The sequence below is a fragment of the Micromonospora qiuiae genome (genome assembly GCF_016863555.1).
Taxonomy (GTDB): Bacteria; Actinomycetota; Actinomycetes; order Mycobacteriales; family Micromonosporaceae; genus Micromonospora; species Micromonospora qiuiae.
Map to the genome: position 1 here is coordinate 1 of NZ_BOPC01000119.1, position 16862 is coordinate 16862.

At 72.5% G+C, this 16862-nt stretch carries 18 protein-coding genes; 6 read left to right on the forward strand and 12 right to left on the reverse strand.

Translation table 11 applies throughout. The features are described from left to right. Positions 1–110: 110 nt before the first annotated feature. The 4 genes from Vqi01_RS28535 to Vqi01_RS28550 are packed head-to-tail and all read right to left on the reverse strand — an operon-like array spanning position 111 to position 3188. Positions 111–1442: a tetratricopeptide repeat protein gene (locus Vqi01_RS28535; RefSeq protein ID WP_204038243.1), complete on the reverse strand. Its 1332-nt coding sequence runs from the start codon at positions 1440–1442 to the stop codon at positions 111–113. A gap of 9 nt (positions 1443–1451) precedes the next feature. Next, positions 1452–1934 (reverse strand): 2-C-methyl-D-erythritol 2,4-cyclodiphosphate synthase, encoded by a 483-nt coding sequence (gene ispF, locus Vqi01_RS28540; protein WP_204038244.1) that lies wholly within the window; start codon positions 1932–1934, stop codon positions 1452–1454. 16 nt (positions 1935–1950) lie between these two features. Beyond that, a complete protein-coding gene (gene ispD, locus Vqi01_RS28545; protein ID WP_204038245.1) occupies positions 1951–2646 on the reverse strand; it encodes a 2-C-methyl-D-erythritol 4-phosphate cytidylyltransferase in 696 nt (231 codons plus the stop codon). A 56-nt stretch (positions 2647–2702) separates the two neighbouring features. Then, positions 2703–3188: a CarD family transcriptional regulator gene (locus Vqi01_RS28550; protein WP_007073334.1), complete on the reverse strand. Its 486-nt coding sequence runs from the start codon at positions 3186–3188 to the stop codon at positions 2703–2705. Between the two features lie 440 nt (positions 3189–3628). Here Vqi01_RS28550 and Vqi01_RS28555 point away from each other — a divergent pair, with 440 nt between their 5' ends. Next, positions 3629–4306, forward strand: a complete 678-nt coding sequence (locus Vqi01_RS28555) for a hypothetical protein (RefSeq protein WP_204038246.1) — start codon at positions 3629–3631, stop codon at positions 4304–4306. Positions 4307–4321: 15 nt separating this feature from the next. On the opposite strand, the gene Vqi01_RS28560 is transcribed toward Vqi01_RS28555, so the two are convergent. The 4 genes from Vqi01_RS28560 to Vqi01_RS28575 form a co-directional block, all read right to left on the reverse strand. Beyond that, positions 4322–4942, reverse strand: a complete 621-nt coding sequence (locus tag Vqi01_RS28560; protein ID WP_204038247.1) for a hypothetical protein — start codon at positions 4940–4942, stop codon at positions 4322–4324. A gap of 27 nt (positions 4943–4969) precedes the next feature. Continuing rightward, the gene (locus Vqi01_RS28565; protein WP_204038248.1) at positions 4970–6019 is read right to left on the reverse strand and encodes a type III polyketide synthase; all 1050 of its coding nucleotides are present in this window, start codon (positions 6017–6019) and stop codon (positions 4970–4972) included. A 147-nt stretch (positions 6020–6166) separates the two neighbouring features. Further along, on the reverse strand, positions 6167–7357 hold the full coding sequence (locus Vqi01_RS28570) for an acyl-CoA dehydrogenase family protein (protein WP_204038249.1): 1191 nt from the start codon (positions 7355–7357) through the stop codon (positions 6167–6169). Between the two features lie 45 nt (positions 7358–7402). Further along, positions 7403–8140 (reverse strand): methyltransferase domain-containing protein, encoded by a 738-nt coding sequence (locus tag Vqi01_RS28575; protein WP_204038250.1) that lies wholly within the window; start codon positions 8138–8140, stop codon positions 7403–7405. Positions 8141–8186: 46 nt separating this feature from the next. Between Vqi01_RS28575 and Vqi01_RS28580 the strand changes: the two genes are divergently transcribed. The 4 genes from Vqi01_RS28580 (at position 8187) to disA (ending at position 12658) form a co-directional block, all read left to right on the forward strand. Next, the gene (locus Vqi01_RS28580; RefSeq protein ID WP_204038251.1) at positions 8187–9026 is read left to right on the forward strand and encodes a UbiA family prenyltransferase; all 840 of its coding nucleotides are present in this window, start codon (positions 8187–8189) and stop codon (positions 9024–9026) included. Between the two features lie 139 nt (positions 9027–9165). Beyond that, positions 9166–9834, forward strand: coding sequence for a hypothetical protein (locus Vqi01_RS28585; RefSeq protein ID WP_204038252.1), 669 nt, complete (start codon positions 9166–9168; stop codon positions 9832–9834). 93 nt (positions 9835–9927) lie between these two features. Continuing rightward, a complete protein-coding gene (gene radA, locus Vqi01_RS28590; RefSeq protein WP_204038253.1) occupies positions 9928–11379 on the forward strand; it encodes a DNA repair protein RadA in 1452 nt (483 codons plus the stop codon). 103 nt (positions 11380–11482) lie between these two features. Next, positions 11483–12658 carry a DNA integrity scanning diadenylate cyclase DisA gene (disA, locus tag Vqi01_RS28595; protein WP_204038254.1) on the forward strand — a complete coding sequence of 392 codons (1176 nt, stop codon included), beginning with the start codon at positions 11483–11485 and terminating at the stop codon, positions 12656–12658. 24 nt (positions 12659–12682) lie between these two features. Here the strand turns inward: disA and Vqi01_RS28600 are convergent, their stop codons facing one another. From Vqi01_RS28600 to Vqi01_RS28610, 3 genes are all read right to left on the reverse strand, one after another. After that, positions 12683–13414, reverse strand: a complete 732-nt coding sequence (locus Vqi01_RS28600; RefSeq protein WP_204038255.1) for a hypothetical protein — start codon at positions 13412–13414, stop codon at positions 12683–12685. 139 nt (positions 13415–13553) lie between these two features. Further along, positions 13554–14120 (reverse strand): peptide deformylase, encoded by a 567-nt coding sequence (locus tag Vqi01_RS28605; protein ID WP_239098739.1) that lies wholly within the window; start codon positions 14118–14120, stop codon positions 13554–13556. A gap of 23 nt (positions 14121–14143) precedes the next feature. Continuing rightward, on the reverse strand, positions 14144–14656 hold the full coding sequence (locus tag Vqi01_RS28610) for a glycine cleavage system transcriptional repressor (RefSeq protein WP_204038257.1): 513 nt from the start codon (positions 14654–14656) through the stop codon (positions 14144–14146). Positions 14657–14752: 96 nt separating this feature from the next. Here Vqi01_RS28610 and Vqi01_RS28615 point away from each other — a divergent pair, with 96 nt between their 5' ends. Further along, a complete protein-coding gene (locus Vqi01_RS28615; protein ID WP_204038258.1) occupies positions 14753–15655 on the forward strand; it encodes an iron-sulfur binding domain-containing protein in 903 nt (300 codons plus the stop codon). A gap of 192 nt (positions 15656–15847) precedes the next feature. On the opposite strand, the gene Vqi01_RS28620 is transcribed toward Vqi01_RS28615, so the two are convergent. Beyond that, entirely contained in the window at positions 15848–16498 is a 651-nt protein-coding gene (locus Vqi01_RS28620; RefSeq protein ID WP_204038259.1) for a C39 family peptidase, read from the reverse strand. Positions 16499–16862 lie beyond the last annotated feature (364 nt).

Genomic DNA, 16862 nt, shown 5'->3' on the forward strand with positions numbered 1-16862 from the left:
AACGCCTGGTGAGGTAAAAGGGCCCCCTCTTAACACAAACCGCGCTCGGGCGCAGGGGCCGCGCGCTCGGACGCAAAGGCCGCGCGCGGGCGCAGGAGCTGGGCCCTGGCTCAGGCCACCGGGCGGCCGATGATCGCGAGCTGAGCGGCGGTGCCGACGCCGATCGCCAGGATCAGCGGCCACGGAGTGCCGAGCAGGGCGTAGAGCAGGATCAGTGCGGGTGCCGAGCATGCGGCGTAGACGGCCAGGGCGAGCGTGCGGTCGGTACGCCGCAGCACGGGCAGGACCGTCCGGGTCAGGCCGGGCAGCCGCGACGCCTGCCGCCAGACCACGACGCCGCCGCCGGTCGCGGCCAGCACCGCCACGAGCCGGGAGAATCCGGGACCAGTGGCGGCCGAGCAGGCGACCACCACCGCGGCGACCACCGACCAGCCGGCACCCCAGACCACGAGCTGCCGCAGTGCGGCCGGCACGGCCCGGTGGGTGACCGGTCCCATGCTGGGGTGGTCGGCGTCGACCGGCCGCTCCGGCACGCCCCGGCCCGTCGCGGGCCACTCCTGCCCTCCGGTCGGCCGGCCCGCGTCGTTTCGGGGCCCGCCGGGCCGGCGCAGATCATCCTGGGCGCCATCCGGCGAGCCTGCATCGTCCGAAGGCGGGCCATCAGGCCGGCGCAGACCCTCCGGGGCCAGCGAGCCTGCATCGTCCGAAGGCGGGCCGCCGGGCCGGCGCAGAGCATCCGGGACGCCGTCCTGGTGGGTCGGGCCGTTCCGCGTCGCGTCGCGACGGCTCGGGTCGGTCGGAGGCAGGCTCGTCACCGCGGCCTCCGCCAGTCGCTCCAGCATGGCGCTCCACCGGCGCTGCTCCAGCCGCAACACCCCGACGTCGTCGGTCGCCTCGGCGAGTCGCGGATCCAGCCGCAGCGCCTCCCGGTAGGCCCGCTCGGCCAGGTCGAACATCTGCATGTTGGCCGCGACCAGGCCGAGCACCAGGTGCGCCTGCGGCTCCTCGGGGGCCAACTCAACCCCGTGCCAGGCCGCGTTCAACGCTGGCTGCCCGTTGCGTGAGCCAGCCAGGATCGCTGCCGCGCTGCGCTGGGCGTACGCGTCCTGCGGCCCAAGTGCCAGGATCTCGTCGGCGGTACGGGCGGCCTCGGCGTACCGCTCCAGGTCGCCGAGGGCCAGGCCGCGGACGACGAGCGGAGGCACCTGCCCCGGCGCGGTGGCGACGGCGGACTCGGCGGCGGCCAGCGCCTCGGTGGGGCGCCCGGCGGCCAGGTGCACGCGCGCGAGCATGATCAGTGTCTCGGTGGCCGCCGGATCGAGGGCGAGCGCGAAACCCAGTTCGGTCGCGGCCTCGTCGTAGCGCCCCAGCTCGGCGAGGAGGGTGGCGCGCTGGAGGTAGCCGTCGGCGGCGGGCGGGTCGGCGGGAACGTCGGCGGACATCGCGCGAGCCTAGGTGCCCGGCCGGTCGTACACCAGGGCCACCGCGATCCCGGCGAGCCCCTCGCCCCGGCCGGTGAAGCCCAGCCCGTCGGTGGTGGCGGCGGAAACCGTGACCGGCGCGCCGACCGCCTCCGAGAGCACCCGCTGGGCCTCTTCGCGACGTGGGCCGATCTTGGGTCGCACGCCGACGACCTGTACCGACACATTGCCGATGGCGAAGCCGGCGGCGCGCACCCGGCGCGCGGATTCGCTGAGCAGGGCCAGCCCGGTTGCCCCGGCCCACTCGGGTCGGTCGACCCCGAAGTTGGCGCCGAGGTCACCCAGACCGGCGGCGGAGAGCAGCGCGTTGCAGGCGGCGTGGGCGACCACGTCGGCGTCGGAGTGCCCGGCCAGGCCGTCCTGGCCCGGCCAGTGCAGGCCGGCCACCCAGCACGGCCGCCCGGCCTCGAAGGCGTGCACGTCCGTGCCGATGGCCACCCGAGGAACGATCATGAATCGAGGGTACGCGTCATCCACCGCTCGCCAGCAACTGCTCGGCCAGGGCGAGGTCGAATGGCCGGGTGATCTTCAGGGCGTGGTCCGAGCCGGGCACGCAGAACACCGGTACGCCCTGCTTCTCCACCAACCCGGCGTCGTCGGTGAGCGCGTCACCGGCGGCGGCGTGCGCGGCGACGAGCACCGCCCGGCGAAAGCCCTGCGGGGTCTGCACGGCGCGCAGCGCGGAGCGGTCGACGGTGCCGAGCACCACCTCGCCCGCGTCGACCTCCTTGATCGTGTCGACGACCGGCAGGACGGGGATCACCGCGTCGTGGCCCGCCCGGACCGCAGCGGCCACCGACTCCACGAGCGCCGGCGGGGTCAGCGCGCGGGCCGCATCGTGCACGAGGACGATGTCGGGCCCCGGCGGCACGGCGGCGAGCGCTGCCGCCACCGAGGCCTGGCGTTCCGCCCCGCCGGGCACCACGATCACCGGAGCGATCGGGGCAAGCAGGTGGCGTACGGCCGAAACCTCCGCGACCGGTGCGGCCACCACGATGGTGTGCACCGGGTCGGCGGCGGCCAGTCGACGGACCGTGTGCACCAGCAGCGGCTCCCCGGCCAGCAGCCGCAGCGCCTTCGGCCGCCCTGGGCCCAGGCGTACCCCGGCACCGGCCGCAGGCACGAGGACCGCGACGTCACCGCACGGATTGAGCTGCGCGGTCACGTCGCGGTCCTCGATGGTTTCTTCGCTACGAAGTGGGTACGACGATGCTGTGTGAACTAGGCCTCGGTGAGCACCTTGTCGAGCAGCGTCTCCGCCTCGTCCTTGGTGCTCTTCTCAGCCAGCGCGACCTCGCCGACGAGAATGTCGCGGGCCTTGGCGAGCATGCGCTTCTCGCCCGCGGAAAGCCCCCGCTCCCGCTCCCGGCGCCACAGGTCGCGGACGACCTCGGCCACCTTCAGCGGGTTGCCGGAGGCCAACTTCTCCAGATTCGCCTTGTAACGCCGCGACCAGTTGGTCGGCTCCTCGGTGTGCGGAGCCCGGAGCACGTCGAAGACCTTGCCCAGGCCCTCTTCACCGACCACCTCGCGCACACCCACGATCTCGGCGTTCTCAGCCGGCACCCGGACCGTCAGGTCACCCTGCGCGACCCTCAGGACGAGGTACTGCTTGGGCTCGCCCTTGATGACCCGAGTCTCGATTGCCTCGATGAGTGCGGCCCCGTGGTGGGGGTAAACAACGGTCTCGCCGACACTGAAAACCATAGGTTCGAAACCCCTTTCGCTGTGTCTAGGGTAACACGCTCAGGCACCGATGTCTCACCGCTGTCCTGATCGTTGGCGCAGCTCAGGGGCCCTGTGAGAGGTATTTCTTCGGCTTGACAGGCAGCCAAGCCGATGATTCGAATACGCTCCGTAACCCTGAAATAACCCGCTGGCACGGTTGACGGAAGAGCCGAGATCAGCTGGGCGATCAGGGGCCACGCACCCATTCCATGGTATCTCGCCCATCCGGGCGTGGCCCTCTCCCCGGCGGAAGAGACCGGCAATAGGGCTGGCGCGTATTTCCTCGGCGCTACGCGGACGCCTCCACCCGGCCACCCTTCCGGGTGGCCCCCATTCGGGCAGCGGTAGCGGTACCGGGCGCGGTGCGGGACGCTGGAGGGAACGCACTGTCCGCGCCCGCGAGGTTCCAGGGGGTCGTGATGGGCAAGGCTGACGCCGACGGTCCGGGGCTGCCGGACCTGCCTCCCGAGTGGGGTCGGGTGGTCGTACCGGACGACGCTTCCGCATTGGCCGACGAGGCCGAACAGGTCCGCCGCGAGCTGCGCCGCCAGATGTCCGCCCAGCCCCGCCGCTGGCGTTCGCCCGGCGTACCCGTGCTCGTGCTGTTGATCGCGGTGGTCACCACCGTCGCCGGCCTGCTCACCGTCACCTGGCCCCGGGTCGGCCGATCCACGGGCCCGATCACCAGCAGTCCCGAGCCCACCCCGGCACAGCTGACCGGTCGGATGCTGCCCGCACTGGACCTGGTCGACGCCGGGCAGTCGCCGGTGCCGCTGCGCGGGCTACTGCCGGCGGTGGTGCTGTTGGTGGACAGCTGCCCCTGCCCGGGCCTGGTCGCCGAGACCGCGCTGGCGGCGCCTGCCGGGGTGAACGTGGTCACCGTCGCCGCCGGCAGCCCACGGGCAGCACCGGCCGGCACCGAGGTACGCGCCCTGGCCGACCCGACCGGCGGCCTGCGTGCCTTCCTGCAGGCGCCGGCTCGTCCGGACACCGTCACCGCCCTGCTCGCCGACCGCGCCGGCCGGGTCGTCCTGGTGGTGACCGAGGTCGACTCGGTTTCCGACTACCGCACCGAACTGCGCCGGCTGGCCGGGTGAGCCACCCGCCAGCGCTCAGCCCGCCCCTGTCAGCCGGGCCGCCAAGCCGACCGGGGCCGCTCCGGCGGGCGAGAACGACACCCCGACGGGGACGCCCGTACCGGTGATCTCGATCATCGCCACCGCCCCGTCGCAGCCGACGGTCATCGGATCGGCGGCCCGGGCGCCGGTGACCATGACCAGCAGTTCGCCCGGTCCGACGCAGCTGAAGCGCAGCAGCTGCGACTCACCGTCGGCGAGCTGCGTCTGCCGGATCAGCGCCTCACCCGGACGCAGCGTCGTACTCTCGTTCCACAGCTCGTCCGCGGCGCCCTTCCTCCGGTTGGCGGGATATCCGTAGCTCGGCTTCACGGCGCCTTCCTCGGTGTCGTCGTCCAGCCGCAACACCGAGCCCCCTGCGGCATCCTGCTGGTCGCCGCCCGCCGGAGCCACCGCGACCACAGCGCCCGTGGCCGGGTCCACCTGCCACACCGCGGCGGTCCTCGGCGACCCACCCGGCCTGGCCCCCGTCCACGTGCCCGGCGGCGGCTCCACCGGGGCCTGCGCCTGCCACCACCAGCCGGCGAGGAGCAGTGCCACCACGCCGACGGCGGCGAGCAAAGCACCCCGCATCCGGTCGACGCCATCGACGTTCACGAGTCAAGCGTATAGCGGCCCGGACGGTCAGGCATGGCGTTCCAGCAGCGCTGCGTAGAGGGTCAGCCCCGGACCGAAGGCCAGCATCACCACTCGACGAGCCGACGGCGCGGCTCGGATCAGCCGGTCGAGGATCAGCAACACCGTCGGCGACGAGCAGTTTCCGTGCTGGTCCAGGGTCTGTCTTGAAGCGGCCAGCGCCGTCGGTGCCAAGCTCAGCTCGCGTTCCACCACGTTGAGGATGCGGGGGCCGCCGGGGTGCACCGCCCAGCCGTCCACCCCGGATGCGCTGGTGCCGTGCCGGGCCAACAGGTCGTGAACCAGATCCTGGACATGGTTCGACAACACCTGAGGCACCTTCGGTGACAGTCCCATCCGGAATCCGGTGTCGGTCACATCCCAGGTCATGTGATCGGCCGTGGAGGTGTCGGTCACCGCGCTGACCTCCCGCAGCGCGTACCCCCGGCCACCAGGAACCACCGCGGCGGCGACCGCGGCGTCCGAGAAGAGCGCGTGGGAGACGATCTGTTGAGTGTCCACCCGGGCCGAGGACGGCTGGAGATGCAGGCTGGTCAGCTCGGCGCAGAGCAGCAGCGCCGGACGCCCGCGCGCGGTGACGAAATCACCCACCGCGCCGAGCCCGGGCATGGCCGCGTAGCAGCCCATGTGGCCGACGAACATCCGCTGGGTCGACGCGGCCATACCCAGATCCCGGGCGAGCAGGATGTCCAGCCCGGGCGTCGCGTACCCGGTGCAGGAGCAGACGACGAAGAGCCCGATGTCACCGGCGGCCAGGCCGGCCGCGGTCAACGCCCGGCCAACGGCCTCCTTGCCCAACGGCAACGCCTCGACCTGGTACCGGCGCATCCGCCGCTCGGTCGGCCAGTCAGAGACGTCTTCGAGCAACGGGTTGACCGCCGCCTGTCGCCGACTCACTCCGGAGTTCGCGAAGATCCGCTGGGCGAGACCCCGGGTGGGACCTGAGTAGTGCCGGGAAAAGAACTTTTCCCACAGCTCCTGCTGCTCGGTGGCGGGCGGATGAGCCGTGCCCACGCCCGCGATCACCGGTACGGACACGGTCCCACCTTCCTCTCGCTCGGACTCCTCACGCTCACCGGTCCCGTCTTCGGTTCGCGACTGCCGGGCTCCGCAAGCTCACCCCTCGCACTCACCAACCCCCCTTCGGTTCGCGACTGCCGGGCTCCGCAAGCTCACTCCTCGCACTCACCAACGAGGGGCCGACCCGTCGCGGTCCGGGTCGCCGCCGAGCGCGGCGACGCCGAGCCAGTCGGCGCAGACATCGGAGGTGGCCGGGTGCAGTGACCCGCACCGGGCGTCCCGGTAAAGGCGCTCCAGTGCATGACCGCGCCGGGTGGCGGAGGTGCCCGCGGCCTCCAGCATGGACGCGGCCACGTCCGCGGCGGTGGTGCCGGCCAACAGCTTGGCCCGCCACACCCACCGGTTGGTCTCCGCGTCGCCCGGAGCCTCGTCGACCCGCCGGGCCGCCTCCGTCACCACCAACTGGGCCGCCGCCACCGCCGCGTCGGCCCGGCCGAGCCGAGCCCGCACCGCGGGCAGCGCGGCGAGGTTGCGCGCGTTCAGGTGCTCCGCCGCCGCGTCGATCGAGGCCCGGGCCACCCCGACGTAGACGGCGGCGTAACTGGCCACCAGCCAGTGCGGCATGAGCTGGGCGACCACCAGGGCCAGACCCTCCACCCCGCCGAGCAACCGATCGGCCGGCACCGTGACGTCCAGGTGCAGGTCGTGCGAGGCGGTGGCCCGCATGCCGAGTGAGTCCCAGGTCGGCTCGACGGTGAGGCCGTCGCCCGCCGGTACCAGGAACTGCGAGACCACCGACGGGTCGTCGACGCTGCGGGCGGCCACCAAATACCCGTCGGCATGGCCGGCACCGGAGCAAAAGGTCTTGCTGCCCTTGATCCGCCAGCCGCCCTCGACCGGCTGGTAGACCGTGGCGAGCTGAGACAGCCGGGCACCGGCGGCGCGCTCACTCATCGCGACGGCGTACCACGCGCCCTCAGTCGCCGCCCGCAGCAGCCGGTCACGGGCGGCCAGCGCCTCGTCCGGTACGCCGAGCGCCTCGGCCAACTCCTCGGTGACCGCGCCGAGCGCGCCGGTGACCGAGGCGTGCATGTTGAACACCAGCGCGGTCGCGCCGTTGCCCCGGGCCAACTCGGTGGCAACGGCCGCGTACTCGGAGAAGCTGGCACCGGCACCGCCCAGTTCGGCGGGGACCATCAGCCCGAACAGCCCGGCGTCGCGCAGATCGGTGAAGTCCTCCGCCGGGAACGAGCCGTCCCGGTCGTGCTCGGCGGCCCGGGCCGCCAGCCGGGGCGCCAGCCGCCGGGCGGCCTCCAGCGCGGGCCGGTTCACGATCCGCTGGTTGTGCTCGCTCATCCGGACCCCCTTGTCGCCCATCTTCCATACCCCCACCCGTAGGCACTATCCGCCGCGTACCCCCCGGCCCTGATAAAGCACCGCGGTCGATCGCGTCGGCACGATGCGCGGTGCGCGCCCGACGGGCGTTCGCGCGCCACGGGCCTGGCGGAACAGCCAGCGCAGCAGCCCGGGCACGCCGGGGCGAACGCCACGAACACGCAGGTCCACCCCGTGCCGGGCGCATTCGGCAACCAGCTCACGGTCATCCACGAACAATCGTGGGTCATGGATGCCACGCGGCACGGCGGGTAGCCGCTCGGCGATCCGAACGGCAACCAACCGGCTCAGCGCGGTGTCATTGAGGGTGTCCAACACCAGCAGACCGCCGGGGCGCAACAAACGACACGCCTCGGCCACGGCGGCCCGCCAGTCCGGAACGTGTTCCAGCAGCTCACCTGCGGCCACCACGTCGGCACAGCCGTCGGTCAGCGGCACTGCGGCGGCGTCGCCGTTGATTGCCGTCACGCCGTGCGCGACCGCCTGGGCCAGCGCCGACCGGGTCAGGTCCACCCCAACATGCCGATAACCCTTGCCGGCCAGGTGCGGGGCGAGCAGTCCGGCGCCACAGCCCAGATCGACCAGCAGCGCACCGGGCCGCACCGCGGGAGGCACCAGGGCTGCCCGAGCCTGAGCCAGCCAGTGCAACATGGCGAAGGCGCCGTCCGGCTGCCACCATTCGCCGGCCAGTTCGTCGTACTGGCGCGGATCATTGCGAGGCAGGCGGAGACCGGCGTCACGCATGGCATCGAGCGTGGCACGACTCCCCGGTAACGACCAGACTTCCGTTATGTCGTTGACGGTGTTAGGGCTGGTCAGGGCGAGCCATCCGGAGCCGACCACGGCGGTCACCGCGGTGGCCGCCCTGCTCGCGGCCGGTGTCGGGCATTCGCCCGGCGGCATCGCCGTGGTATCGCTCACCGTGGCGGCCAGCCAGTTCGCGGTGGGGTGGACCAACGATCTGCTCGACGCCGATCGGGATGCCCTGGTGGGACGTACCGACAAGCCGGTGGCTGCCGGCATGGTCGGGCGGCGCACCGTGGCGGTGGCCGCCGTGCTGGCCGCCGGTGCCACGGTGGCGCTGGCGCTGACCACGAATGCGGTCGCGGCGCTCTGGGCCGTCCTCGGCCTGCTCTCGGCACTGCTCTACGACTGGCCGCTCAAATCGACGTCGCTCTCGGTGCTGCCGTACGCGATATCCTTCGGCGCGCTGCCCGCCTTCGTGGTCTCGGCGCTGCCCGGCGCGCCGCTCCCACCGGCATGGCTGGTCGCGGCTGCCGCCCTGCTGGGCGCAGGTGCACACTTCGCCAACGTACTGCCCGACTTCGTCGACGACGCCCGGACCGGGGTGCACGGGCTGCCGCACCGGCTGGGTCCGACAGGCAGCCGGATCGCCGGGATCGGACTGCTGATCGCGGCGACCGTCACACTGGTGCTGGGGCCGTCGGGGCCGCCGTCGGGCGTGGGCCTCGCGGCGATCGCGGTCGCCGTCGTGATCCCGACGCTGGCCTGGTACGCCGGCGGCACCACCGGCCGGGTCGGGACCCGCCCGGTGGCCGCGTTCCGGGCGGCGATGCTGGTGGCCCTGATCGATGTCGTCCTGCTGGTCGCGAACGGTCGGCTGGTCTGAGGCTCCCCCCGTCAGGTAGCCGCTCAGGGTCGGCGTGCGGGCCACGATCAGCGCCAACTACCCTGGAGCGCGGTCTGCGCGGGCATGGCCAGCGGGTCCGGCGGCGTAGCCGGGTGTGATCGTGACGAGGAGGACCGACGTGACGCGCTCGATCAGGGGTTCCCGGCGGGCTGCCGTGCTGCTGTCCGGGATCGCGACGGCAGGGCTGTTGCTGCTGTCCGGGTGCGGCTCCGGCCAGGTCTCCGAGACGGCGAACAAGGTGCCGTCGATCCAGGGCATCGACCTCCAGGCCGCCGCCGGCAAGTACGGCGTGCGGGGCGTGCTGGTCGCCTACCCGGGTGTCGAGGGTTACCGGGCCGGCGACAACGCAGTGCTCAACGCCCTCTTCTACAACGACTCGTACGAGCCGGTGACGGTCACCGTCACCTCACCGGACGCCCGCGAGGTGGTGATCACCACGGCCAGCGCCGCGACCAGCCCGTCGCCCACCGCATCACCCACGCCGACCGCTTCGCCGTCGTCGGAGGAGTCACCCACGCCCGGCCCGACCGAGTCCCCGGCCACCGAGCCGGCCCGGATCGAGATTCCGCCGCTCGGCTACGTGCAGCTGAACACCGAGGGCGAGCGGGTGTTCCAGCTCATCGGGCTGAACTCGGCCCGGCTCGCTGGGGAGACCGTCACCCTGAGCTTCGACTTCGGCAATGGCGACACCGTCACCAGCCCGGCACCGGTCGCCGTGCCGCTCTCGCCGGCGCCGCCGCCGTCGCCGATCATCGAGCGCCACACGGAGTACGAGGGCGGCCACTGAGCCGGAACCTCGGGCGAGCTTCTCGCGGCGCCGTCGGCGTGGTGACCCAGGCCGACGGCGCCGTCGTCGTACCCGGGGGTTAGCGTCCCTGGGGTGAGCATCTCCCGATCGACCTCGGCCCGGGCCACGACCGGCGGGCGCGGCAAGGCCGCCGCCCGGGAGCCTCGGCCCGCGTACGAGTGCGACGCCTGCGGCCACCAGCCGCCGAAGTGGGTGGGGCGCTGCCCCGAGTGCGGCGAGTGGGGTTCGGTGATCGAATGCACCGTCACCGGCCCGACCGTCTCCGGGCGCGTGGTCAGCTCCCGGATGCCCGCCGAGCCGGCCCGCCCCATCGCCACCATCAGTGCGGCACCAGCCCGGGCCCGCCCCACCGGGGTCGGCGAGCTCGACCGGGTGCTCGGCGGCGGGCTGGTGCCCGGGGCGGTGGTCCTGCTCGCCGGTGAGCCGGGGGTCGGCAAGTCCACCCTGCTGCTCGACGTCGCCCAGCAGTGGGCCGCCGGTGCGGGCAGCCCCTCGCTGGTGGTCAGTGGTGAGGAGTCGGTCAGCCAGGTGCGGCTGCGCGCTGAGCGCATGGGCACCCTGCACGACCAGCTCTACCTCGCCGCCGAGAGCGACCTCGCGGCGGTGCTCGGCCACCTCGACGCGGTCAAGCCCGGTCTGCTGGTGCTCGACTCGGTGCAGACCATCTCCACCACCGGCACCGAGGGGGTGCCCGGCGGGGTGACCCAGGTCCGGGCCGTCACCGCCGCTCTGGTCGCGGTGGCCAAGGAGCGCGGGATCGCCACCGTGCTGGTCGGCCACGTCACCAAGGACGGCCAGGTGGCCGGCCCACGGGTGCTGGAGCACCTGGTCGACGTGGTGCTGCACTTCGAGGGCGACAAGCATTCCTCGCTGCGGATGGTGCGGGGGGTCAAGAACCGGTTCGGTGCCGCCGACGAGGTGGGCTGCTTCGAGATGCACGAGGGAGGCATCAGCAGCCTCGCCGACCCGTCCGGGCTGTTCCTGACCCGCTACTCGGAACCGGTGCCGGGCACCTGCGTGACGGTGGCGATGGAGGGGCGCCGGGCCCTGGTGACCGAGGTGCAGGCGCTGATCGGGGCCACGGTGGCGGGCTCGCCCCGGCGTACGGTCTCCGGGCTGGACTCGGCCCGGTTGGCGATGGTGCTGGCGGTGCTCCAGCGCCGTACCGAACGACTCACCCTGCACGACCGGGAGGTCTTCGCGGCCACCGTCGGCGGCATCCGGGTGGTGGAGCCGGCCGCAGACCTCGCGGTCGCCCTCGCCGTCGCCTCCGGCGGTCTGAACCTGGCGATCGCGCCGCACCTGGTGGCGATCGGCGAGGTCGGTCTGACGGGCGAGGTACGCCGGGTGGGTGCGGTGCCGCGTCGGCTGTCCGAGGCGGCCCGGCTCGGCTTCCGGCTGGCCCTGGTGCCGCCGGGCTGCGATCCGGCGAGCACCGGCGCCGGCCCCGAGCAGCTTCGGGTGATCGAGGTCAGCGACGTTCGTTCGGCCCTGCAGGCCGCGGCCCGGGCGTCGGCGGAGTGACGGGCACGTCCGAGGTGATCGACAGCCGGTCGCGCGGTGGCGCCGTGACACATCACAGTAACCGCGACAGCACCCACCGCAGGGCAGTCCGTAGACTGTGCCCGTGCCAGTCGATCGCGATACCACCAAGCCTGCCGGCGCGACACCCCACGCCCGCACCGGCGCCGTGGGCTCGCCCGCCCGCCCGATCAGCGTGAGCGTGACCGCAGGCGGCGCTGGCGACCCGCTGCGCGCCAACCTGGCCCTGATGGCACCCGGCACCGCACTGCGCGACGGTCTGGAGCGCATCCTGCGCGGCCGGACGGGCGCCCTGATCGTCCTCGGCTACGACAAGGTCGTCGAGGGGCTGTGCACCGGTGGTTTCCCGCTGGATGTCGAGTTCTCCTCGACCCGGATCCGCGAGCTGTGCAAGATGGACGGCGCGGTGGTGCTGTCCAGCGACGGCACCCGGATCGTCCGGGCGGCGGTGCACCTCATGCCCGACCCGACCATCCCGACCGAGGAGTCGGGCACCCGGCACCGCACCGCCGAGCGGGTCGCCCGGCAGACCGGCTACCCGGTGATCTCGGTCAGCCAGTCGATGCGGATCATCAGCCTCTACGTCAATGGTCAGCGGCACGTGCTGGACGACTCGGCGGCCATTCTGTCCCGGGCCAACCAGGCACTGGCCACCCTGGAGCGCTACAAGCTCCGGCTGGACGAGGTCTCCGGCACGCTCTCCGCGCTGGAGATCGAGGATCTGGTCACCGTACGCGACGCGGTGGCCGTGGTGCAGCGGCTCGAGATGGTCCGCCGGATCGCCGACGAGATCGCCGGCTACGTCGTGGAACTGGGCACCGACGGCCGGCTGCTCGCTCTGCAACTCGACGAGCTGATGGCCGGGGTGGATGCCGACCGCACCCTGGTGATCCGGGACTACCTGCCCACTGGGCGGAAGTCGCGCACCCTCGACGAGGCTCTGGTCGAGCTGGACCTGCTCAGTGCCACCGAGCTGATCGACCTGGTCTCCGTCGCCAAGGCGATCGGCTATTCGGCCGCCTCGGACGCCCTGGACGCGGCGGTCAGTCCGCGCGGGTTCCGGCTGCTGGCCAAGGTGCCCCGGCTGCCGGTGGCCGTGGTGGACCGGCTGGTGATGCACTTCGGCAGCCTTCAGCGCCTGCTCGGCGCCACGGTGGAGGACCTCCAGACGGTGGAGGGCGTCGGCGACGCGCGGGCCCGAGGCGTACGCGAGGGTCTGTCCCGGCTCGCCGAGGCGTCCATCCTCGAACGGTACGTCTGATCCCGCTCCGCTCCGCGACGGCGGTCAGTCGGTGAGGACGAGCTTCGCCGGCTGGCTGCGCTTGGTGCCCACCCGGGCGAAGACCTCGTAGGTGCCGGCCGGCGGGGTGGGCCCGTTCGCCAGTTCGTCGGCGCACCGACTGCTGTCCTTGCCGTTCCAGGTCACCCGGTAGGAGCGTTCGAAGCCGGAGGTGAACGACAGCACCTGCGAGCCGGCGGCCGTGCCGCACGTGTCCGACGACCAGATCACCTCGGCGCCGGATTTGATGTACAACTCCTGGGCGGTCGCGCCGACATCCCGACTGCACGTCCGCTCGGACCGGTTGCGGACCTTCAGGTGCAGGTCGACGGCGGCACCACGGACCACCTGCGCGGGCAGGGCCACGGCGGTCACCGAGAGCTCGGCGTCCGTGCAGGTGCCGCCGTCAACCACCTGGTTCCTGGCCGGCGCATCGTTGCTGGTGTTCGGCTCGGTCGACGGCTCGGTCGAAGGATCCGTCGCCGGTGTGGCCGGGCCGGCGCCGGCGTCGCCAGAAGGAGGCGAGCCGGTCTGCGGAGTCAGCACCGACCCGGTGGGCTCCGGCGTGCCGGACGACACACCCGGATCGGGCTGGCCGTTGCCGGTCGCGTCGTTGCCGTTGCGCGGCCCGTTACACGAGTAGAGCAGAACGACCAGGAAGAGCAGGACCGCGCCGAGCACAACGGCGCGACGCCGCCAGTACACGGCGGGAGGCAGGGGGCCGACCGTCAGACGCATGATGCCCCCACGGTAGCGGCGGCGGGTGCGACGGATGGTAACGACGCGCCGGGGCGCCCACGACCCATCGGAGTCGATCCTCCATTCTCGACAGTCCGCGCCGTCACCGGCCCGGACAGTCACCGACGATGCCGGTTACCTAGAGATAGACCTTGCGCTGATAGATCGCGTGCGCGCCGGCCACCCGGTCCAGAAAGAGCAGGCCGGCGCAGTGGTCGATCTCGTGTTGCAGGGCTCGTGCCTCGAAACCGTCCGTCACCAGGCGTACGACCTTGCCGCTGCCCGGCAGCGCCCCCTCGACCACCAGTCGGCTCGCTCGCTTGACGTCACCGGTGAGGTCGGGCACGGACATGCATCCCTCCCGGCCCATCTTCCACCGGGTCGCCTCGACCACCCGGGCGTTGCAGAGCGCGAACGTGCCGTGCACCGTCACCGTCTTGGCGTGCCCGGTGACGTCCACCGCGAACACCTGCGCGCCGACGCCCACCTGTGGAGCGGCCAGGCCCACACAGCCGGGTGACACCCGCATCGTGGCGATCAGGTCGGCCGCCAGTTGCACGGTCTCTTCGGCGGTCGGGTCGACCTCCGCACCGGCACGGCTGAGCACCGTGTCCGGGGCGGAGACCACCGGAAGCACCCGGCCGTCGCCCAACGTCTCCGGCGTCCAGTCACCGAGGTCGGCGTACGTCTCCGTCTGCGGATCCAGTTCAGACCCGTCCCCGCGCCCGGTCACAACACATCCGGTTCGGCGGGACGGAGGGTGACCTCGACGCCCAGTTCGGCAGCGGTGCCGGCCAGCCGGTCGGCGAGCGAGGCGGCCGTGCCGGGTGGCAGATCGACCTCGGCGACCACCACGTAGAGCGATCCGACCAGTCGGGTACTCAGGTCGGTGACGTTGCCGCCTGCGTCGGTCAGCACCCGCGTCATCGTCGCCACGATGCCCATCCTGTCCGCACCGTGCACCGCCATCACGTACGGCTCGCCGGCCGCTGCCGTCTCGCCGTCGTGCGTCACGGCACGTACGGTCGCCACCAGCTGGTTGTCGGCGGCGAGCGGGGCCAACGCGGCCTCGACCTCGGCGGCGGCCGGGCCGACGCAGATCAGGGTCATCGCGAAGTGCCCCCGCAGCCGGGTCATCGTGCTGTCGGTGAGGTTGGCCCCGAGCCGGGCGAGCACCTCGGCGACGTCGGCCACGATGCCGGGCCGGTCCCGGCCGATGACGGTGATCGCGAGCTCGTTCATTCAGGCATTCTGCCGGATTCACGTCCGCCGCTGGCCGACGGCCCGCCCGGACCGTCCAGTCAGCGGGACACCGCGCGTGACATCATCGGCGGCGCGATGAACGAACCCACCTTCGCCGGACGAGTGAGCCGGTGGTATGAGCAGAACGCCCGGGACCTGCCGTGGCGTCGGCCCGGGGTGACCGCGTGGGCGATCCTGGTCAGCGAGGTCATGCTCCAGCAGACTCCGGTGGCCCGGGTGCTGCCCGCATGGCAGGCCTGGCTGGACCGCTGGCCGACGCCGGCCGCGCTAGCCGAGGAGAGCCCGGCCGAGGCGATCCGCATGTGGGGACGGCTCGGCTACCCCCGCCGGGCAGTACGGCTGCGGGAGTGCGCGGTAGCCATCGTCCAGCGGCACGGCGGGACCGTGCCGGACCGATTGGAGCAGTTGCTCGCTCTTCCCGGCGTCGGAACGTACACCGCGCGGGCGGTAGCGGCCTTCGCGTACGGCCAGCGGCATCCGGTGGTCGACACCAACGTACGCCGGGTGGTCTGTCGAGCAGTGGCGGGCGAGCCGGACGCGGGCCCCGCCACCCGACCGGCCGATCTGGTCGCCACCGAGAGACTGCTTCCCGCCGAGCCGTCCGCCGCCGCGCTCGCCAGCGCCGCCATCATGGAGTTGGGAGCGGTGATCTGCACCGCCCGTTCCCCCCGCTGTGCCGTGTGCCCGGTCGAGGCCATCTGCGCCTGGCGGGCCTCGGGCCAGGTCGCCCCGCCCGGTCCTACCCGCCGGCCCCAGCGCTACGCGGGTACCGACCGGCAGGTACGCGGGCTGCTGCTCGGACTGCTGCGGGAGACATCCGGGCCGGTGCCGCAGCAGCGGCTGGACCAGGTGTGGGCAGACGACGTGCAACGTGCCCGAGCGCTGGCCGGGCTGGTCACCGACGGACTGGTCGAGCCGGTCGGCGAGACGTGGTTCCGTCTGACCGGCGACGGCCCACCGACCCCGCTGACCAACTGACCTGATCGGCGCGCCCGTCCTGGCTCGCCCTCGGCGCAAGCTCGCTGCCGATGAGCGGCCACGGTCTGGTGCCCTGGGTCGGACAGCCGGACGGGCCGGCCCCGGTGGGCGCCGGCCCGTCAGCATTCCGGTCGGTCAGCATTCCGGCCCGCCAGTCAACGTTCCGGTCGGTCAGGTCAGCGTTCCGGTCGGTCAGGCGGAGTAACCGCGGCTGGCGATCCAGTCGGCCAGCACCTCGGTGCTGATCCAGTACTCGGCCTGGTTGGGGTCGGCCGAGTCGGCGATCTTCACCTGGTCTCCCTTGTCGCGGTAGCCGGTGACCGAGATGTAGTGGCCGCCCTCGAAGGAGTGCCTCACCCCGTCGATGTCCGTGGCGGTGCCGATGACGTTGGCCACCACGCTTCGGCCCTCATCGACGGCGCGTACGACGTCGGCGCGCAGCCGGTCGGTCTCGGCGTCGTCGGCGCTGCGGCCCGGAATCTCCACCGTGCGGTAGGCGTTCTTGCCGCTCTTCTTGTTCAGCGCCCTGGTGGTCAGATGCGCCGAATCGGTGCCCCGCTCGGTGGTGCCCATCTCGCGAGCCAGGTCGTCCTGCGAAACGTCCTTGTCCATGGCGGTCAGGGCATTGCGTACCGCAGCCGGGCCACAGTAGTAGAAGTTGGGCTGTGCCTGGTAACGCACCTTCAACTGCCGCTCACCCTTGCCGTGCCCGCGCTCGGTCAGAACGGCCAGCGGGTCGGTGCCCTGTGGAGCGGCGATCGCGGCCGTCGGGCCAGCGATCATCCCACCGGCGAAGACGGCACCGGCGGCGGTCAGGGCAACCTTACGAATCAGCGTAGTCATGAATCGTCGCCTTCCAGTTCGGGGAAACGACACGACGTGGATACCGCGTCGGAAGGAAAAGCAGCGGCCGGCTGCGGTCACCCCCGGTACAACGGCCTCCAACGGCGGACCATGCCACGAGAACAGGTGACGGTGGTCATACGGATACGCCGATGCCCGACCGGGATTTCGCGTGGTGTGACGAGGGTCCCGGGCGGGGTGGGCGGAACGCGGCTTGTTCCTTGGCAGCACTGCTTCGGGCACAAAAAAGCGGCGGCCCGGTGGCAGATGCCACCGGGCCGCCGCGCTGTCGAACCAGCTGACCTACTCGTCCGCGCCTGCGGTGGCCGTGCTGCCACCGAGGTCGGCCGGGACGGCGTCCGGC